This is a genomic window from Reyranella sp. GW821-FHT14A01 (genome assembly GCF_058803965.1).
Window position 1 is genome coordinate 471,323 of the sequence record NZ_JBXAPM010000002.1, and the last position, 19,760, is coordinate 491,082.

Here is a 19,760-nt window from a genome sequence, read left to right on the forward strand (position 1 = left end):
TCATGCTCATTCAGAACTACGGGCTATTTTGGCGGCGAGCTTGGATACATTTTGGTGCTGGCAGCAACGCTGGTCACCTAAAGGGCATCAGAACGGGCGCTAAGACGAGTAAACCTGTAAATTTTAGAGAACAGCAGGGCGTATATTGCTTGTATGACGACAACTTTCGCTTGGTCTATGTCGGGCAGGCAGGTGGAAAGAATGATCAGCGCCTGTTTGATCGACTAAAGCAGCATCGCGAGGATTTCGTATCTGAGCGCTGGACCAAATTTTCATGGTTTGGAGTTCGGGCGGTGCTTGGCAGTGGTCAGCTAAAAGCGGAGAAAACTGTCGCTCATCCCGAGATTGGTGATGTCTTGAATCACATCGAGGGAATTCTGATTGCGGCGGCTGAGCCCGTGCACAACCGACAGGGTGGCCGCTTTGGCGACTCCGTGGAGCAGTATCTCCAATGGAAGGATAATGACAACCTCTGGCCCGACATGCCCGAGATGGTTCGCGATCTATGGGAAAAGTTGGGTGACGAGGATTGAATGATCTTCTGCATCGCCGACAGTTTCCAGACCGCATTGCGGCGCCTCTCTGCCCAGGAGCAGAAGGCGGTGAAGGAGACTGTTTTCGATCTGCAGATGAATCCGGCGGCGCCGGGGCTTCAATTCCATCGCATTGAAAAGTCCAAGGACGCGAACTTCTGGTCGATGCGGGTCAACCGCGACATTCGCCTGATCGTCCACAAGACCGAAGGCAGCTTCCTGGTCTGCTATGTCGATCATCATGACGCTGCCTATATTTGGGCCGAGCGCCGCCGTATCGAGACTCATCCGAAGACGGGCGCGGCGCAGATCGTCGAGGTGCGCGAGCGTGTGCAGGAGATCGTCGTTCACAGGCCGGTCGTGCGGGAGCAGGCGGTCGCGCCGGTGCGTCTCGTCCAGCCGCCGCTCTTTGCCGGCAGTACGGACGAAGAGCTTCTCGGCTATGGCGTCCCGGTCGATTGGCTTTCCGACGTAAAGGCCGCCACCGAAGACACGCTCTTCGACATTGCCGAGCATCTGCCGCGCGAGGCGGCGGAGGCGCTGCTGGACCTCGCGACCGGCACGAAGCCACAGGTCGCTCCCGCCACGGCGCCCGAGCTGGTCAGCCCCTTCGAGCATCCCGACGCCCAGCGCCGCTTCCGCGTCATGGACGATGTCGAGGAACTGAAGCGCGCGCTCGAATTTCCCTGGGACCAGTGGACAGTGTTCCTGCATCCCTCCCAGCGGCAGGTCGTGGATCAGGCGTTCAGCGGCCCGGCGCGGGTGTCCGGGTCCGCCGGAACGGGAAAGACGGTCGTTGCCCTGCATCGTGCGGCCAACATCCTGCGCCAGCACAGGCAGGCGCGGCTGCTGCTCACGACGTTTTCCTTGCCGCTTGCCAACGCGCTAGACGGCAAGCTGCGCATCCTTGCCGGTGAGGAGAGCGGCGTTGTTCACCGCGTGACTGTGCTGCCGTTCAAGGGCGTGGCGCACGACCTGTTCACCCTGGCGTTCGGGCACCATCCGAGGGCCGCGACCGAGGATCAGATTCGGAGCGCGCTCAAGACGGCGGCGGCCGACGCTTCCCTCACCAGCTTCACGCCGCGCTTTCTCGCCTCGGAATGGCTCAATGTCGTCGATGCCTGGCAGTTGGCGAGCCTCGACGCCTATCAGACCGTTCCGCGCCTCGGCCGCAAGAACCGGCTGGGCGCGAAGCAGCGCGAGAAGCTCTGGCCGGCCTTCGTGCGGGCGCGGCAGCTCATCGAGGCCCAAGGGCTGCTGACCTGGCCTTCCATCTTCGGGAGGGTCACCGCGCATTTTGCGCCGCGCGCCGACAAGCCTTTCACCCATGCCGTGATCGACGAGGCCCAGGACCTCGGCGTGCCGGAACTGCGGATGCTGGCCGCCATCACGCCGGGCGGACCCGATGCGTTGTTCTTCGCCGGTGACCTCGGCCAGCGCATCTTTCAGGAGCCGTTTTCGTGGAAGGCGCTGGGCGTCGACATCCGCGGGCGCTCGCGCACCCTCAAGGTCAACTACAGGACCTCGCACCAGATCCGGCAGGCGGCCGACCGCCTTCTGCCGCGGACCGTGCAGGATGTCGACGGCAACGAGCAGGACCGGCGCGGCACCGTGTCCGTGTTCAACGGCCCCGATCCCGAGGTCCGGACCTTCGCCGACGCCGCTCGGGAGATTCAGGGCGTGGCCGACTGGATCAGGCAGAGCGTGGCCGACGGGATCGCCCCGGCCGAAATCGGCATCTTCGTGCGCTCCAACGACCAACTCGCCCGGGCGCGCGCTGCCGTGAAAGCGGCCGGGCACACTCAGCTCGAACTCTCCGAACGGCTCGAGCCGCCGGAGGGGCGTGTCGCCATCGGCACCATGCACCTCGCCAAGGGCCTCGAATACAAGGCTGTTGCCGTCATGGCCTGCGACGACGACGTCTTGCCGCTGCAGGAGCGCATCGAGACCGTCGCCGACGAATCGGAGTTGGACGAGGTCCACGATACCGAGCGCAACCTGTTCTACGTCGCCTGCACCCGCGCCCGCGACCGCCTGCTCGTTTGCGGCGTCAAGCCCGCTTCCGAATTCTTCGCCGACTTCTCAGCTCCTCAGGGCTGACATCGCGCCCATCCCTGGCCGCTGTCGGTCGGCTGTGCTATGATAAATCAGTTCCTAAAAGAGCTGGCCAGCGCCTCGTGGGCGCGCAAGCCCTCGCTCCCGCGGCCTGTGAAATGGGGCGCATAAACGAAACAAACGAAATAAACGAAGCAAATGAAACGGGAGACCCCGGCTGCGAATCTGGAGCTATTGAGAGGCATTCGCAACTGAGGGCCGGCGATCCGGCGGCGGGTTTGCCTCAGGCCCCGAAGGCCAGCAGGACGAGGATCGTCGCGAAGCCGGTCAACAGCGGCGGCAAAGCGAGCGGCCAGGCGCGGCGGTAGAGGATCGCGTCGGAGGTCGAGAGGGCGAGGATCGCCGCGCCCATCGAGACGCGGATCGGCGACAGCATGGTGAGGTTGGCGGTCACGCTGTTCTGGACGGCGGCGATCCAGGCCGGGTCGAGGGCGAGGGCGCGCGCCAGTGCCGTCTCCATCGGCATCAGCATGGCGTTGGCCGCCGCGCCGCTGCCGGTCAGGAAGCCGCCGACCGCGGCGAACAATGGCACGCCCAGCGCCGCGCCGCGTCCGGCGACCGACCGCAGCGCCTCGGCGATCGAGGTCGCCATGCCGGAGCCGACATAGAATTCGGCCATCAACACGAAGGCGAGCGTCACGGCGCAGGCGCGCCAGGCGCCGTTCAACGCTTCCTTCGCGACCTTGCCGAGCGGCGCGCGCGCCATCAGCACGACCACGATGCCGATCGACAGCAGCCAGAAGCCCGGCGCGTAGAAGGGCGCGAAGGCCGGCTGGTTGTCGAACGGGCGCATCGCCCAGAGCGGCTTCAGCAGGTCACGCAGCGGCGTGACGAGGCGCGTGGCGCAGAGCGCCAGGGTCAGCGCCACGTAGGGCGCGGCCGCGCGTAGCGTCGTGCGCACGCGGGCGAGGTTGGGCCGCTCGTCGCGCCAGAAGCGAACGGCCAGCAGGAAGGCGGTCGGCGCCGCGGCCGCGATTTCCACGTCGCTGTGACGGTTCGCCAGCCAGATCAGCGTGAGCAGGAGTGCCGTCCACAGCGCATCGTCGATCTTCTGCACCGTCGGCACGGCGACGCCCGCCTCGCGTGCGAAGCGCCAGTAGAGGCAGAGATAGAGGGCGTGGATCGGCACCTGCAGCACGGCGGCGCTGAGACCGAGTTCATTGGGCGTCAGCCCGGCCAGGGTTGCGCCCACGGTGGTGCCGATGGCGAGCGCACCCCACGGCACCAGCGACTGGCTGTAGAGGCCGAGCAGCAGCGCCGGCATGCCGCCGATCCCCAGCCGCCGCAGCGCTGCCAGCGCGATGATGTAGCCGACGCCGAAGCCCGTCACCGATTCGGCGAAGGGCGCCAGCAGGAAGCAGACGGCGAACAGGCGGCGTGGCGTCGCCTCGAGCGCCCTGTCATCACTGGGCCCGCCGCGCGCCAGGTTGGCGCGATGGAAGAAGACGCCGGTGACGATGATGGCGATGACGTGCCAGGAGAGCCACAGGCCGGCCGGCACCTCGCGCCGGAACAGCAGCGCCACGGCGGCCGGTCCATCGGCCTGCATTACGAGCGCGGCGGAGGCGGCCAGGGTCGCGGCGAGGCCCGCAAGGCCCGCGACCAGCGCACTGGCACGGCCCGAGGCCAGCAGGCCCAGCACGAGAAGGAGGGGCAGGAGCGAGAGGAGCGTCGTCATGGGGGCTGTTCTACAGCCTTGCGGCCGCCCGGATGCTTCGGTTACGGCCGAACCGAGCCCTCGGGAGGGGCGAAACACCGCCTTGCGCCCGCGCCCCCTTTCCCTTAAACCCGCCGCCGATGCCCCGATAGCTCAGCTGGTAGAGCACGTCATTCGTAATGATGGGGTCGGCGGTTCGATTCCGTCTCGGGGCACCACTACCCTTAAAAAAGGCAAGTGAATCAGGGCTTTTCCGCTCGGTGGGACACCGTGCCGGAATCCCGGTGGGACACCTGCGATCGCCGACCTCCGCGTCCGGCTGCTGACGACGGCTGGCCAAAGGGCGGGCTGCGTAGACACCGTGCCAGAGCCTCTAATCCTGAACCCGTCTCAGTAGCCCCTCGATATCGTGTTGCTCTGCCCGGAGACTGAGGAATATCCCTCTCTCGGAGAGCACTCCTGTACCGGTCGCGATTGCGTCCTTGCAGTTGGGCATCAGGAATGCGGTGTTTCCGATGATGTCACCGTTCCACCCGGCGGCCAGTCGAATGCGGAATGATCCGCAGCGAGGGGCTTGCACTTCGCCCGTGAAGTTCGATCCCTCGATCCGGGCGGACACGGAAAGGGTCGCGAGGGGGGTGCCTCGCAGGCTGACCGTCAGATTGCCCCGGAACCGGCCGTCGTTCGGCCCTTTCACTGCAGGCTGCGGGGGCCTGGCGGCCGATCTGGCCGCGCCCTGCGTGGCCGTGCCTGCCGTGGCCGGGCCTGTTGCGCCGGTCGTGCCCATCCGCGCCATGTTCTCGGGCTGGCCCAGGATGCCGCGCTGGCCCGAGGGCAGGGCCCAGTAGGCGAAGGCGGCCAGGACGAGCCCCGCCGCGGCAGCGGCGAGCCCTCCGCGAAGCAGATTCTTGCGGGTCCAGAGAGAACGGGATTTCGACGCCCCCGCCGGAGTCGCGGGCGTTGAGGAGATCGCCGTGCGGCCGTTTCGGCTTGGCATGGGGGCCGTCCGGGCGTCGGAACTGCCGTCGAAGAGCATCCGCCGCCAGTCCGCGATAGACCTCGGGCGGTCGCCGGGATGAACGGCCATCCCTGCGTCGATGCCGCGCAACAACGTGCGGGGTATGCCGGGCGGCGACAATTGCGCCAGCGGGACGCAGCCGTCGTGGGAAAGGCGGTGGGTCGCGTTCGGCGCCATCTTTCCCGTCACGGCGTGGTAGAGCGTGGCGGCCAGCCCGTAGATATCGGTCCAGGGACCCTGCGTCGACGCGGTGAACTGCTCGATCGCGGCATAGTCCGGCGTGAGCACGGCGGTAATCTTTCCTGTGGCGGCACCGATCGCGGCGCGCGCCGCGCCGAAATCCACGAGCACCGGTGCGCCCTCGTCGTCGATCAGAATGTTCGCGGGTTTGATGTCGCGATGCAGGAAGCCCGTCTTGTGCACGACTTCCAGCCCCTGAAGCAGCGGCGGAAGTATGCTGTTCAGTAGCGCTGCATTGATGGGGCCTCGCCGGAGCTTGCCCTCGAGGGTCATCCCCTGGACGAACTCCATCACGATGTAGGCGGTGCCGTTCGCTTCCAGGAAGTCGAAGACGCGGACGATGCCGGGGGCGGGCGGCATCCTGGCGAGGGTGCGGCCCTCGCTGAGAAAATCGGCCCGTCCCCGAAGGAATTCGTCGGCATGCTTCGTCGAGCGAGGCAGGACGGCAACGGCCCCATGCCGAACCGCCAGCGCCGCCGGCAGGAATTCCTTGATCGCAACAGCGCGGCCGAGCGTGGTGTCCGTTGCGCGGTAGGTGATGCCAAAAGTCCCGCGGCCTAGCGTCGAATCCAGCTGGAATCTTCCGATTCTACTCTTCGGAGGTAATGATTCGAGGTTGTCCGCCATCGGGCCACTTCAACGAAAGGTTCGATTCAATATCAAGGTGACTGCGTGTCAAGGCGACGGCGATGGCGCCAAGGGTCGTTTCATGTCTGTAGGCGGCCTGTCACACCGGGACTCGGAAGGGTTGGTGTCTGTTTCCCGAATACCCTTTGTACTTGTGAGACGCCAACGAATCCGTTCTACTTCAAGACGAGCAACGGGGAGTTGCGAGGGTGAGAGCATTGCCATGCCTGATGCATGACGCAATGCACAATTGGGGGATGCGATGACGATGGCGAGAGGGCCAGGGCATCAGACGTTCATGCCTCGGAAGGGGAGTCTTTTAGCGCTTTTGCAGGCGTGTCCCGCTCGGATGAATGCAACGCAGGGGGGTATCGGCGACCGAATCATGGGAAGCGGATCTTCCTGAATTCGCCGGCCGGAGGGTTGCGAATTGCAGATCCGGGCCGGCCGTCGTGGCGATTGTCACGCGGGTTACGGGACGAACCATACCCTCAGGTTGTCCAGGTCGCGAATGGAAAGCCGACAGAACGCCCCGGGATGTGGCTTTCCGACAAAGGTCGTTGAAGTTGCGTTGTGGAAGGGACTGGGATGCTAGTCGAGGTATCTGAAGCACCGCAGTACGGCAGCCAGGCCAGCATCATTCCTGGTGGTACGCTGCAGTTCTTCGACTTCGACCTGAACGTCGACAGGCTGGCAAAGGTCAGCCGGGCGTTCCTCGAACGGGACATGGGCAGCGGCGATGTCGGCGGGCAGCGTCAGTTCAAGTTGGTCACGCTCGATCAGGACGCCGAAACGCAGCGTTACTTCGATCGGCGGGCCTACTTCCTGGCCGCGGGCGAGCGCGGCGAACGGGAATCGTACATTCTGAAGGCCGAAGCGGCGATCAATGCCTTTTCGGGCGAATGGCTGCCGATTCCCGTCTTCAAGGTTTCCGGGCCGGGCCCTCACGGTACGCTCCAGTTCTCGCGCGGCCCGTCCAACTGGGCGCGCATGTTCATCCATCGCTTCGACGAGCGCGACAAGAAGGGCAACTCCCACCGGGTCGTTCTGGCGTTCGATACCCAGGTGGAAGAGCGGCCCGAGGTGGAAGCCTCGGAGGGCGGCGAAGCCATCGCCTTCGCACTATCGGAGATCGACGTCCAGGAAGGGGGCGAGTTCCAGTTCGTCGCGGATGAGCGTCAGTTCGACTGGTTCATCTCGTCGAAGTGGGTCTCGGCCTGGCTGGAGGGCGCCTACAGGCGCCATATCCAGAGAGTGAAGAAGCGGCCGGTCCGCGACGACGACTTCGAGTACAGGTTCGAGGCGATCGCGCGTTACATCACGGTCCTGCATGCGCTGAGCCAGGCCGACATCTTTCCGCGCTTTCGGCTGGTCGATCCCACCCAGTTCGTACCCGTCGAGGTCGACCTCGTCCTCGATCTCGGAAATACGCGCACCTGCGGCATGATGATCGAGACGCAGGCGGACGAGCAGACGCGTCTCAACGACAGTTACGTGCTGGAGCTCCGGGACCTTTCGATGCCGTACCACCGGTATGGCGGCCCTTTCTCGTCGCGCATCGAATTCGCGCTGGCCCGCTTCGGCAACGAGGCGCTGTCGCGGGACAGCGGCCGCCTGCTGTCGGCCTTCTCCTGGCCGAGCGTGGTCCGGGTCGGTCCGGAGGCGGCGCGCCTGTCGGCCGGCGCGAAGCAGGGCGAAGGCCTCACCGGCATGTCCAGTCCCAAGCGATACCTCTGGGACGAGTTTCCGCGGCAGCAACAGTGGCGGTTCAACAGCGTCAGCGCCGACGATCACAATGCCGAGGCGCCGGTCGTTCGCGGCTCGTTCGTCCAGTTCGTCAACAACGAGGGGACGCCGATCGACCTGTACGACGACTGGGTGCGGGAGACCCGCAATCGCAAGGACAGTGCGCCCTACGAGGACCAGCTGCCCGATCCGGTGATGGATCCCCGCTTCAGCCGGGCGTCGCTGATGATGTTCATGCTGGGCGAACTGGTGGCCCAGGCGCTGGTGACGATGAATGCACCGGCCACCCGCTACAACCGGCCCAGTTCCGACATCCCGCGGCGCCTGCGGTCGGTCATCCTGACGATGCCGACGGCGATGCCGATCATCGAGCGCAACATCCTGAGGAGAATGGCGGAAGCGGCGGTGCAGACCATCTGGCGGTCGCTGGGCTGGTCGGACCTGCTCGATATCAAGCCGGAGGACCCGCGCTGGGCCCGCGAGGCCCGGCGGCCGCCCCGGGTGCGCTGCGAATGGGACGAGGCGAGCGCCACGCAGCTCGTCTACCTCTACAACGAGATCTTCGAGGAGTTCAAAGGCGACATCGACCTGCATTTCGATACGTTCGGGCGTCGGCGCAAGCTGCCCGACGCCAGCGGGAAGACGGAGATCGAATCGCGCTCGCTGCGCGTGGCCAGTGTCGATATCGGCGGCGGAACCACGGATCTGATCGTCACGACCTATGTGAGCGAGGGAACCGGCGCGACGGCGGTCCTGAGGCCGATCCAGAATTTCCGCGAGGGCTTCAACATTGCCGGCGACGATGTCGTGCGCGCCGTCGTCGAGGCCCACGTCCTCACCGCCATCCGCAATCATATCGCCGCGATGGGCCACGCGGACGCCGCCGGGGTCCTCAACACCTTCTTCGGCGACAAGATCCAGAAGTCGACGCGGGTGAAGGTCCTGAGGGCCCAGCTCACGCAGCGGATACTCGTTCCCATCGCGCTTGCCCTGCTGGGAGAGTACGAGCTTTGCGATCCCAAGCGTGGGACGGTGAGCTGGGACAAGTCCTTCAGTTCGTTCTTCGTGCATGAACTGCTGCCGCCGGGCCTGGTCAACTTCTTCAATCAGGAGATCGAGCGCCTGGGCGTTCGAAACTTCGATGTACAGGCGGTGTCGTTCGCCTTCTCGTCGACGGATATTGGGCTCACGATCCAGAACGAGATCGGCCGCGTCATCGAGGATCTGAGCGAAGTCCTGAAGCACTACGATTGCGACGTGCTCCTGCTGACCGGACGCACCTCGTGCTATCCCGCCGTTCAGGCCGCCTTCGTTGCCCGGCTGCCGGTTCCGCCGCAGGGCATCATTCCCCTCAACCGGTACCGGGTGGACCGCTGGTATCCGTTTCGCGGTGCCGACGGGCGCATTCCCGATCCGAAGACGACCGTCGTGGTGGGGGCGATGCTGTGTGCCCTGGCCGAAGGCTACACCGAAGCCTTCCGGTTCCAGAGCCACCTCCTCAAGGTCAGTTCGACGGCGAGGTATATCGGCGACATCGACACGGGCGGGCGGATCCGCACGCCGTTGTTCAATCGCATCGACCTCGACGATCCGAAGGAATCGGAACTCGAGGCGGGGTTCGAGTTCCACGGCCTCGTCTATCTCGGATACCGGCAATTGCAGGTCACGCGCTGGCCGGCGACGCCGCTGTTCCGCCTGGAATACGAGAACGCGCAGGCGGCCGAAGAGGGCCGCGGCAGGACGCCCTACAAGGTGAAGCTCACCTTCAAGCGGGCCGAGCAGTCGGAAGATGCGCCCCGCAAGGGCGCGCGCGGGACATATCGCGAGGAAGGCGTCTTCAAGATCGAGGAAATCGAGGCGCGCGACGGGACGCCCGTCCGGCGTACCGATCTCGCCCTTCGCCTGCAGACGCTGAAGGATCGAGAGGGCTACTGGCTCGATACCGGCAACCTGAACGTTTCGTGATTGAGCAACCGTGTCGGCACAAATGAACGATACATCCGCAAATCCGCTTGGCTCCTACTGCAGCACCCTTCGCAGCGTGGCGCACGAGGGCCTGGGCTGGCTCGTCAATAATACGTCGTGGATTCCCCAGAACCTCGAAGGGCAGATCCGCGAGATGCGGAAGCGGTGCGTCGAGGCGCGCCGCCTCGAACGGGCCGCCAACCGCAAGATGTGCGTCGGCGTGTTCGGCCCCAGCCAGGCCGGAAAGTCCTTCCTGATCTCCGCGCTGGCGCGCCAGGGCACCAAGCCCCTGATGGCGAACTTCGGCGGCAGGCTGATCAACTTCCTGGACGAGATCAATCCGTCAGGCGGGAAGGAGTCGACGGGCCTCGTGACCCGCTTCACCCTGGACAGGCCCGCCGCCGTGCCGCCGGGCGAACTGGCGGAACTCCGGCTCCTGACCGAGCAGGACGTGGTCAAGGTCCTGGCCAACTCGTACGTGCACGACATCAAGCATTCGGACGAGGAAGAGGGCGATCATGATCAGCAGGCGATCGAGGACGCCCTGATCCGTCTGGAGAGCCGGGTTCAGGGCAAGCAGACGTCGCCGCTGGATTCGGTCGATGTCGTGGACCTCGAAACCTATTGCGAAGGCCGGCTGAGGAATGCGCCGCGCATCAAGGTGCTCCAGCGCACCACCTACTGGAAGGTCGCGACCCGGATCGCGCCGTTCCTGAGCCTGCAGGATCGGGCCGAGCTGTTTGCGCTGATCTGGGACAACATCGATGCCTTCACCAATGTCTACCGGCGGATGTCGCAAGCCCTTGCGCAGGTGGATTTCGCGACCTCGCTGTACGTCAAGTTCGAGGATGCGCTGAAGGATCGCTCCCAGAGCATCATCACCGTCGATACGCTCTCGGGCATCGGCGAGGGCAAGGGCGACCTGCTCCCGGTCATGACGGCGCAGGGAAAGTCGGCCAGTCTCCTCAGGTCGGAACTCGCTGCCATCACGGCGGAACTCCGCATCGTGATGGAAGACAAGCCGTTCGACTTCTTCGACCACACGGACCTGCTGGACTTCCCCGGCTATCGATCGCGCGACGGAGTCGCCAAGAAGGACCTGCCGGGGTATCTCGCCGAGCAGGGCATGCGCGAGTTCATGATCCGCGGGAAGGTGGCGTATCTGTTCGAACGCTACTCCGACGAGCAGGAGCTGACGTCGATCCTGCTTTGTCACGGCCCGGAGAATTTCGAGGTCTGGGACCTGCTGCCCACCATCTACGACTGGATCAGGTCGACCAACGGAGAGAAGCCGGAGCACAGATCCGCGGACCGGACTTCCTTGTTCTTCGTCATGACGAAGTTCGACACGATCTTCCAGCAATCCAGCGGCAAGGCGGAGGACGCGACCCGCTTCCATGCCCGGCTGGAAAACAACCTTCTACGCTCCTACGGCAAGCAGGCCTACGAGAACGGCGGCAAGAGCTGGGTGCAGGAATGGCTGACCGGGGCTGCGTTCAACAATACCTACCTGCTGCGGAATCCGGCGATCCGGCAGGACAATCTTTTCGAGTACCGGGACGAGAGCGAGACCGGGTTGCGGCCGGACAAGGTCCAGTACGTCGACAACCTTCGGCGCGTCTTCGTGAACGACGGAACGATCCAGCAATATTACGACCGTCCCGACGAAGCGTGGGATGCGATGATGCAGTTGAACGACGGCGGCGTCAGTCGCGTCGCAAACCGTCTGCGTCCGGTTTGCAATCCGGCCACGAAGCACCAGCAGGTGGTGCGCAAGGCAACGGAGCTGCGCTCGCAGCTTCTGGCCCATCTTCAGCCGTTCTTCTACTCGGGGGATGTGGCGGAGCAGCGCCTGAAGAAGCGGAAGTTCCTGCAGCGCGTGGCCCCGCAGCTGAAGAAGTGCCTGGACAGCGACCGGTTCGCGGAACTGCTGCGGGTGCTGCAGGTCGAGCCGAGCGACCTCTATAACGTCTATGAGATCATCGAACGCCGGCCGGCGGTCGAGATGTCGGTTGCCGAGGACAGTACCGCGGCCAGCGAGGCCGGCGAGGACGTCCTCGGGGACCTGCTGGGGCTTGAGGAAGAGACCGCAAAGAAGCCGGCGAAGCCCAGGACGGTGGCGGACATGCCGTCGCGCTTCGCCGACGGAGTCGAGGGGTTCTGGAGCGAGCGGCTGGCCGCCCTGGCCAACGATCCGCACCTGCTCCAGTACTTCTTCATGTCTCGCGAAGACATGGTCGGCCTGTCCCAGGAACTTGTGTATGGCGCGAAGCGCACGGGTCTCTCGGATCGGCTTGTCGAGGCGACGCGCTCGGGAGCCGCCTTCCGGAACATTCCGAAGTCGTCGCTGATCTGGAAGCAGGCGAAGCCGGCGGCCGAGGCCATCAGCGAGTTCGTCGCCACCCTGGGCGCCGGCGGGCGAGCCAAGCCCGACGGCAGCGACATCGAGATCGATGGCAGGAAGTTTCACATCTTTGCCGCGAGGCCGCCGGTGACGGGAGAGCCGCTGCTCAGCGAGGAACGGACCCGCTTCGATTCGCTGTACTTCACGGACTGGCTGCGGGCGCTCCTCAAGCTTGCCGAGGACAATGTCAGCTTCGAGGCCGGCATCAAGATCAACGTGCAGGCGAACGAGGAGCTGGGTGGTTACCTGACCACACTCAAGTCCCCTGTTCCGGCGACGGCCTGAGGAACAGATGGCAGCGACAGTCAGACAGATCGCGCCGGGCCCCTTGCCCAACGGGCCGCAAGGGTTCGTTCGCCTGAGGATCAGGGGCGAGAACCTCGAGGCGACCGGCGCGCAGCTGCTGATCACGCGAACCGGCGCGCAGGGCGGCCCCGAATATCTGCGTGCCTACAATGGCGACGGCAGCGCGCTGATCGATGATGCGGAAGTCCTACAGTACCGGTGGGGAGCGGACGAGGGGCGGATCCTGCCGTTCGGCCTAACCTCGCAGGACGGCGAGCTGCTTTTCGACCTTGGGCGGAACGTGAATGCGTTGCTGGATCAGCAGAGCAATTACCGCCTGCAGCTCTACCTGGGCGGCCAGCCCGTGCATCGCGAGTGCACCGTGGCGTGGTCGCGCGTGGCGCCGGTTCGACCGGGCGATCTGGCCACCTTCGTGGCCAAACCGGCCAAGGCGCCTCCGATTCCCAAGGTCGCTCCGGTCACGCCACCGGAGCCGCCTCCCCTCGTAACGCCGGGGTCAGCCACGCAGGGCGGCGCATTCGACTGGGGCGTCGCGGATTCTCACGGGGGTAGGCGCGCCGACGCTGGACGCGCCGGGCCGGAAGAGACCGCTGAGCCTGACGAGGAGAAGAAAAAGCCACGACTTCTGCTGTGGTCGCTGGCCGGCCTCCTCGCGGTGGCCGTTGCAGGTGCGCTGGCCTATTGGCTGCTCGTCCTCAAGCCCGAGAAGGACAAGGATGTGGCGGCCGGTGCATCGCCGCCTGCCGCAAGCAGTTCCAGCGAGGCGAAGCCTTCGGAAACGCGCGAGCAGCGACTGACGCGCATCATCGCTGAGGGACCCGCCCCGGCGCTCGAGGCGGGCAAGCAATCGCAGGCCGCGCACGAGATCGACGACGCCGAGTTCCTCTATCGCAACGCGTGCGAGCGCGGCCAGGCCGAGGGCTGCCGTGCCGCGGCTCAACTCTACGATCCCGCCGACCTCACTCCCAATCGGGCCACACAGCGGTCCTCTGCCGATATCCGCCAGGCTGTCTCGCTGTATCGCCGCGCCGTCGACGCAGGCAGTGCGGAAGCAGGCCGGGAACTCGAACGTCTTCGCGAATTCGTCGAGCGCGCCGCACAGGCGGGCGACAGCTCCGCCAGGGTGTTGCTCGATACATGGCCGAAGAAGCCATAACCCATCGATGAGGTAGGCAATGGCGCCGTTTACCACTTGGCTCTGCGGGAGCGCGTCGAAGGGTGCAGGGCTCGGTACCGCGATCGCGAGCGGGCTGCTGGCGATGCTTCTGCTGGCGACGGCTGCCCAAGCACAAGCCCAACAGGCGACCGGTCGAAAGCCGCTCGTGATGACCGGGCATACCGAGTTCTATCAGCGCATCCTGACTCTGCCGGGTGCACAATTGCGGCTCGAGCCGGGCGACGATGGCAAGCTTGCGCCGTCGCAGGTGCCGACGTTCGCCATCCTCTACGTCTATTCGCGTCGATCGGTCGGCAACCAGGATTGGCTGGAAGTATCGGCGGAACTGGACGGCAGGAACACCAACTGGCTGCGCGCCCGGGATACGCAGGACTGGGCCGTCATGCTGGTGATGCAGTACGCGCCGCCGGGGCAGAGGCAGCGCGTCCTGTTCTTCAACGACGCGGCAAAACTGTCGTCGATCGTCCAGGACCCCCAGGTCGTGGCGAAGTCCCGCGAGATCGTCCGGACCGTCGACGCCGGCAGTCATGACCGCAACAGCGTCATCGCGATCGAGCCCGCAGACAGGCAGGGCACGCCGACGTTCCGGTCCAAACCGTACCTGATGCCCATTCTCGGCTCGAAGAGCGACGAATTCGATGCCGGCGGCCGGACCATGCTCCTCGAAGTCGCCAGCGTGAACTCCGTGCCGCCCGTCGCGACCGCCCCGAGGTCCACGAGCGTGAAGGACATGAAGGTCGGGATCGTGTTCCTGATCGACACGACCTCCTCCATGGGGCCCTACATCAACCGCGTCCGACGGGTCGTCCGTGACTTCTATGGGCGCCTCGAGCGCGAGGGCAAGCTCGGGCAGACCTCGTTCGGTGTCGTCGGATACCGCAACAACAACGAGGGCCGCCCCCAGCTCGAATACGTCGCCAGGGTCTTCCAGCCGCTGAGGCCCGGCACGCCGCCGGCCCAGGTCCTGGCCAACTTCGATTTGCTGAGGCCGGCCACGGTCTCGACGCACAGCTGGGACGAGGATGGATTGTTCGGCCTCTACACGGCGCTGAACAGCCCGGAGATGGAATGGTCGAAGTTCGACGCGCGCATCCTGGTCCAGATCTCCGATGCCGGCATGCTCGATGCCGGCGATCCCAAGGCGCAGCTGCGCAACATCTCGCTGACCAACATCAAGGAGACGGCGGATCGCGAGGGCGTGGCGATCGTCCCGATTCACCTGCTGACGCCCGAAGCCGAACGGGAAAGCGACACGTCGAAAGCGCGCCGGCAGTACCAGGAGCTGGGTCGCACCGGCGATCCGGCGACCAACAAGTACATTCCGATCGCCGCCGGAGACCCCGACAGGTTCGAGGAAGTCCTGCGTGCCGCCGGCGACAGGCTGGCGACGGCGATCAGCGGCTTCGTCGAGAACCGCGCGCTGAGCCGCCAGCCGGTCCCGCAGCAGGCACCCTTGGCGGACCTGCTGGTCAACGAGCTGTTTCGCGTGCAGCAGACCTATGTCGGCTCGAAACTCGGCACCGATGCGCCGCAATTCGTCCGCGGCTGGGCGGCCGACAAGGATCTCGGCAATCCGCGGAACGAGGCCCTCCAGGTCGCTGTCTTCCTGACGCGCAACCAGCTCAACAATCTCGCGCAATCCCTACGCGACGTGCTGGACCGGGCGAAGCGCGCGCAGCTCGCGCCGCAGTCCCTGTTCGACCAGCTCCGGTCTCTTTCCGCATCGACGGCCGTCGCGCCCGCGCAGCGCAAGGCCGATTCGATCGCCGAGATGGACCTGCTGCCGAGCTATCTGAAGCTGCTTCCCTACCAGAGCCAGCTTCTCCGGTTGACGGCCCAGTCGTGGCTCGACCAGGGCTTCAGCGGACAACAGGCAACGATTGCCGCTCTGGATTTCAAGCTGCAGGCCTACACCGACATCAACGCCGCGGACGTCTGGATCGATCTCGGCGCCAAGGACCGCGGGCAGATGGTCTATCCGCTGCCGATGGATCTGCTTCCGTGAGCACTCTCCTGTTCCTCTCGGGACTGGAGTATCGGCATGCCGGCAGCCAGTCGCGGTTCGAGCTGTTCGTGCCGAGCTTCACCGTCCGCAGGCAGGATCGCGTGGCCCTCTCCGGACCGAGCGGAAGCGGGAAGAGCACCTTGCTGGACACGCTTGCCTTCATTCTGAAGCCGGCAAGCGTGGAGAGCTGGTGGGTGCAGGACCGGGGCGCGCGCGAGGATATCGGTTCGATCTACCGGTCGCGGAACGAGAAACGCCTGCTGTCGATCAGAAGCCGCTTTCTCGGCTACGTCCTGCAGGCCGGCGGGCTTCTGCCGTTCCTGTCGGTGCGCGCCAACATAGAGCTTCCGCGCAAGCTGCTGGGTCTGCCGAAGGATGAAACGGTGCAACGCATCGCGGCGCGGCTCGGCATCGAACGCCACCTCGACAGGAGACCGTCCCAGATCTCGATCGGCGAACGGCAGCGCGTCGCTATCGCGCGCGCCGTGGCGCACAATCCCGCCCTCGTCCTGGCGGACGAACCGACGGCTGCTCTGGATCACGAGAACGCGGACAATGTGATGCGAATCCTCGTCCAGTTGAGCGAAGAGCTGGACACCGCACTGGTCGTCGCCAGCCACGACCGCCATCTGGTCGAGCGGTTCGGTTTCGTGCAGGCGAAGTTCACGGTGGAGGCATCCAGCGCGACCAGGCCGGCAAGATCGGTGTTTGCAAATTGATGTTCGCCCAGAAATACATTCTGGGCATCGATCTGGCCGTCCGCGACTACCGGCACGAATGGCGGCTGTCCCTGTGCGCGGTGCTCGGACTGGCGTCCGTCCTCGCCCCGATGCTGGTGCTCTATGCCCTCAAGTTCGGGATCGTCGACGGCGTACGCGAGCAGCTCTCCCAGGAGCCGCGGGCGCGGGAGCTGCGGCTCGTGGGGCATGGCAGTTTCGACGAGGCGTTCTTCGCCAGGCTGCGGAGCTGGCCGGAAGTCGGATTCCTGCTTCCCGCCACACGCTTCCTGGCCGCGACCTTGCAGCTTCGCCGGGAAGAAGCCGGTACCGGCCTCGTCACGGCCGAGATGTGGCCGAGCGGCAAGGGCGATCCGCTTCTCGGGACGTTGGAGCCTGTCGATGGCCTGAACGCTATCGTGTCGAGGTCGCTGGCCGAGAAGCTGGGCGTCCGGAAGGGCGATGCCGTGCGGGGACAGATCGGGCGCTCCGTCGGGGAGCAGCGCGAGGTCGCCCGGATCGGCCTGACCGTCGGCGGCGTGCTCGATGCGACGGTGACGGACCGCGACGTGATCCTGGTCAGTCTGCCGTTCCTCGTTGCAGCCGAGGATTGGCGCGAAGGATCGGCGGTACCGGCTTACGACTGGCCCGGTCAGCCGCTCTCCCCGGGGCCTCGCAGCTTTGCGTCGTTCAGGTTGTTTGCGAAGGATATCGACTCCGTCGAACGCCTGCGCGACAGGCTGGTCGAGCAGGGGCTCGATATCCAGAGCCGGGCCGCCGACATCCAGCTCGTCCGGAAGCTCGACGACAATCTGATGCTCCTGTTTTCCATCGTGGCGATGCTGGGAATGACCGGCTGCATCGTCGGACTGGGAATGACGCTGTGGGCGGCGGTCGAACGAAAGCGCAAGGAGATCGCCGTGATGCAGCTGCTCGGGCTGCATCCTTCCTCGCTGGCGATATTCCCGATTGCGCAAGCCGTCCTGACGTCGTCGCTGGGCGTTGCCGTCGCCTTCCTTGCCTATGCGGTCATCGCACCGGTGCTGAACGGCCGCTTCGCAACGGGCCCCGAGAAGTCCGCAGTGGTCGCCAAGCTGGACGTCTCGCATCTGGCGATCGCGCTGGCTGTCACGGTAGCCGCGGCAATCGTCGCGTCGCTCGCCGCCAGTTTTCGCGTCTTACGCCAGCAAGCCAGTGAAGGATTGCGCCATGATGGGGCATGAGTTGCATCTTGCGCGGATGGCGGTCCTTGCCGCCGGCCTGGCGCTGTGGGCGGGCGCGGCGACCGCCCAGTCGCCGGCGAGCGCGCCCAGCTGGTGCCGCATCGACGACCCCGGTGTGGTCGAGGCGGAGAGGTCGCGCCGGGGCCTCGGCGTGCGCGATGTCGAGCAGATCCCGTGTGCGTCGGCGGCCGCTGCCCAGGCATTGCCCGAGGAACTGATCCTGCCGCTGCCGTGCGGACGGCGCATGCTGTTCCGCCGGATCACGCTCAACGTCGCGCACCTCCTGGATCATCGCGAGATTTTCCTGGGCACCGTCTTCGAGCAGCGGGCCGGCGCCGAACAGCTCGCGCGTGACGTCGCCATGTCGGGCCCCAGATCGGACTTCCTGGCGGGTGCATTCACCAAGCAGGCGTCCGGCGGCCAGATGGAGCGGTCCTACTACGTCGGGAAGTACGAGGTGTCGGGGCCGAACTACGCGCTCCTGCAGCACGGCCTGTTGCGTGAGGACGGCCGGATGACCGAGGCGGGCGACCCGGCCTGCGCTCCCATCGTGAAAATGGCGGACGAGGTCAGGGGAACCCGCGTCCTGCCGGCGGTCGGCGTTTCCTGGTTCGACGCCACGCGCTACGGCGAGGCGATCAGTGCCTGGCTGATCGCCTACGACCGGGCGCGCATCGCGCGGAGCGAGCCACCCGTCCTGCCGTGGGAGGAGGGCGCGCCGGGCTTCCTGAGATTGCCCACCGACGCAGAGTGGGAGTTCGCGGCGAGGGGCGGCGAAGCGCAGAGTGCCACCCAGTCCCAGAAGACCTATCGGGTCAAAGGCGACGACGGCCGCCCGCGCCCCGCCGAGATCGGAGAGATCGCGTCCTTCGCGACCGTGCAGGACCCACCGCCGGACGGCATGGAGGTCATGTACCAGGGACGGCGGCTGCCGAACCTGCTCGGCATTTATGACATGGTCGGAAATGCGGAGGAGCTCGCATTCGACCTGTTTCGGGCGCTCCGGCCCGACGCGCCTGCGGGTCAGGCCGGCGGTGTGACTGTCCTGGGCGGGAATGCCCAGCAATCGGCGGAGGTCCTGGGCGTCGGATCGCGGCGCGAGCTGCCGTTCTTCAGCCCGCGCGGACCGGTTCGCGCGCCGGTTGTCGGTTTCCGGCTCGTGCTCACGGCGCCGGTCTTCATGAACGCGCGAAACGACAAGTACGAAGAGCTTTCGGGAAATCCCAAGCGGTCCCAACAGCTTGCCGCGGCGCGCTCGGAGCTCCTGAAATCTCCCGACGGCGTCGACCGCGCGCGTCTGCGCCAGGATCTGGAGGCACTGAAGAAGGATAATGCCAGCCAGCGGCTGAGCTCCGACCAGCTGACGCAGAGGCTCGGATCGATCCAGGCCGAACTGGATCGATCCAATGCCCAGCTGAACGATCGTAACCGTCGCATCCTGCGCCAACAGATCACGACCGCGGTGCTGCTCGTGAACGGATACGACAATCTCAATCGCCGGCTCTTCGTCGCGGATCTCATGGTCAAGGAAGAAGAAGGGCGGCTGGCGTCGCTTCCGCCTGACCAGAGGCGGGAAACGGAAGCGCGGCTGCAACCGTTTCGCGGCGAGATGCGCAATCTCCGCGAAACCAACGAGCAGAATTTCCAGCTGTATGTGGAGTTGCTCAAGGAGCTGGCGAAAAGCCCGCCGGATCTCGTGGCCGCCGCCAATCGTGACATCGACCGCGAGTTCGAATCGCGTAAGTTGATTTGGTATCAGAGAGCTAAACCAGTTGTTGATAAGCATATGGATGAAGCTAGACTGAATGCTGCAACCTTGGGTGCAGCGCGGCTCGCGGCGTGGCGCGATCAAATTCGAGCCGCGATGCAACTGCGGTAGCCGAACAGCCGGGGGGCTGGTTGCTTGGGGGAGGGTAAGTCTATGAATGCGAGTCTCAGCTTGGCCCGCCGTTCGGGGCGAGTCCTGGTCGTTGCCGTAACGTCCGTGGCCATGGTTTCGGGTTGCCAGACCACGGATACATCCCGTTA

The 19,760-nt window shown here is 65.5% G+C and carries 11 protein-coding genes and 1 tRNA gene; 10 read left to right on the forward strand and 2 right to left on the reverse strand.

Annotation, left to right across the window (positions count from 1 at the left end):
- Positions 1-2 precede the first annotated feature (2 nt).
- Positions 3-533, forward strand: a complete 531-nt coding sequence (locus AC1ROX_RS06075) for a GIY-YIG nuclease family protein (protein WP_493123423.1) — start codon at positions 3-5, stop codon at positions 531-533.
- Positions 534-2,633, forward strand: coding sequence for a 3'-5' exonuclease (locus AC1ROX_RS06080; RefSeq protein WP_493123425.1), 2,100 nt, complete (start codon positions 534-536; stop codon positions 2,631-2,633).
- Between the two features lie 238 nt (positions 2,634-2,871).
- Here the strand turns inward: AC1ROX_RS06080 and AC1ROX_RS06085 are convergent, their stop codons facing one another.
- Positions 2,872-4,326, reverse strand: coding sequence for an L-lactate permease (locus tag AC1ROX_RS06085; protein ID WP_493123427.1), 1,455 nt, complete (start codon positions 4,324-4,326; stop codon positions 2,872-2,874).
- Positions 4,327-4,447: 121 nt separating this feature from the next.
- On the opposite strand from AC1ROX_RS06085, the gene AC1ROX_RS06090 reads away from it, so the two are divergent.
- Positions 4,448-4,523, forward strand: a tRNA-Thr gene (locus AC1ROX_RS06090).
- A gap of 155 nt (positions 4,524-4,678) precedes the next feature.
- Here the strand turns inward: AC1ROX_RS06090 and AC1ROX_RS06095 are convergent.
- Positions 4,679-6,190 (reverse strand): serine/threonine-protein kinase, encoded by a 1,512-nt coding sequence (locus AC1ROX_RS06095; protein WP_493123429.1) that lies wholly within the window; start codon positions 6,188-6,190, stop codon positions 4,679-4,681.
- Between the two features lie 588 nt (positions 6,191-6,778).
- On the opposite strand from AC1ROX_RS06095, the gene AC1ROX_RS06100 reads away from it, so the two are divergent.
- From AC1ROX_RS06100 to AC1ROX_RS06130, 7 genes are read left to right on the forward strand one after another with little or no spacing between them, the layout of a single operon-like run.
- Positions 6,779-9,901, forward strand: coding sequence for a virulence factor SrfB (locus AC1ROX_RS06100; protein WP_493123431.1), 3,123 nt, complete (start codon positions 6,779-6,781; stop codon positions 9,899-9,901).
- 22 nt (positions 9,902-9,923) lie between these two features.
- The gene (locus AC1ROX_RS06105) at positions 9,924-12,590 is read left to right on the forward strand and encodes a virulence factor SrfC family protein (protein ID WP_493123433.1); all 2,667 of its coding nucleotides are present in this window, start codon (positions 9,924-9,926) and stop codon (positions 12,588-12,590) included.
- Between the two features lie 7 nt (positions 12,591-12,597).
- Positions 12,598-13,767 (forward strand): hypothetical protein, encoded by a 1,170-nt coding sequence (locus AC1ROX_RS06110; protein WP_493123435.1) that lies wholly within the window; start codon positions 12,598-12,600, stop codon positions 13,765-13,767.
- A 19-nt stretch (positions 13,768-13,786) separates the two neighbouring features.
- On the forward strand, positions 13,787-15,793 hold the full coding sequence (locus AC1ROX_RS06115) for a vWA domain-containing protein (RefSeq protein WP_493123437.1): 2,007 nt from the start codon (positions 13,787-13,789) through the stop codon (positions 15,791-15,793).
- Positions 15,790-16,512: an ABC transporter ATP-binding protein gene (locus AC1ROX_RS06120; RefSeq protein ID WP_493123439.1), complete on the forward strand. Its 723-nt coding sequence runs from the start codon at positions 15,790-15,792 to the stop codon at positions 16,510-16,512. The genes AC1ROX_RS06115 and AC1ROX_RS06120 overlap by 4 nt, the downstream gene beginning before the upstream one ends.
- Complete coding sequence (locus tag AC1ROX_RS06125; protein ID WP_493123662.1) at positions 16,512-17,732, forward strand: ABC transporter permease; 1,221 nt, start codon at positions 16,512-16,514, stop codon at positions 17,730-17,732. Before AC1ROX_RS06120 ends, AC1ROX_RS06125 begins: the two co-directional genes overlap by 1 nt.
- Positions 17,719-19,611, forward strand: a complete 1,893-nt coding sequence (locus AC1ROX_RS06130; RefSeq protein WP_493123441.1) for an SUMF1/EgtB/PvdO family nonheme iron enzyme — start codon at positions 17,719-17,721, stop codon at positions 19,609-19,611. Before AC1ROX_RS06125 ends, AC1ROX_RS06130 begins: the two co-directional genes overlap by 14 nt.
- The last annotated feature ends 149 nt before the right edge of the window (positions 19,612-19,760 follow it).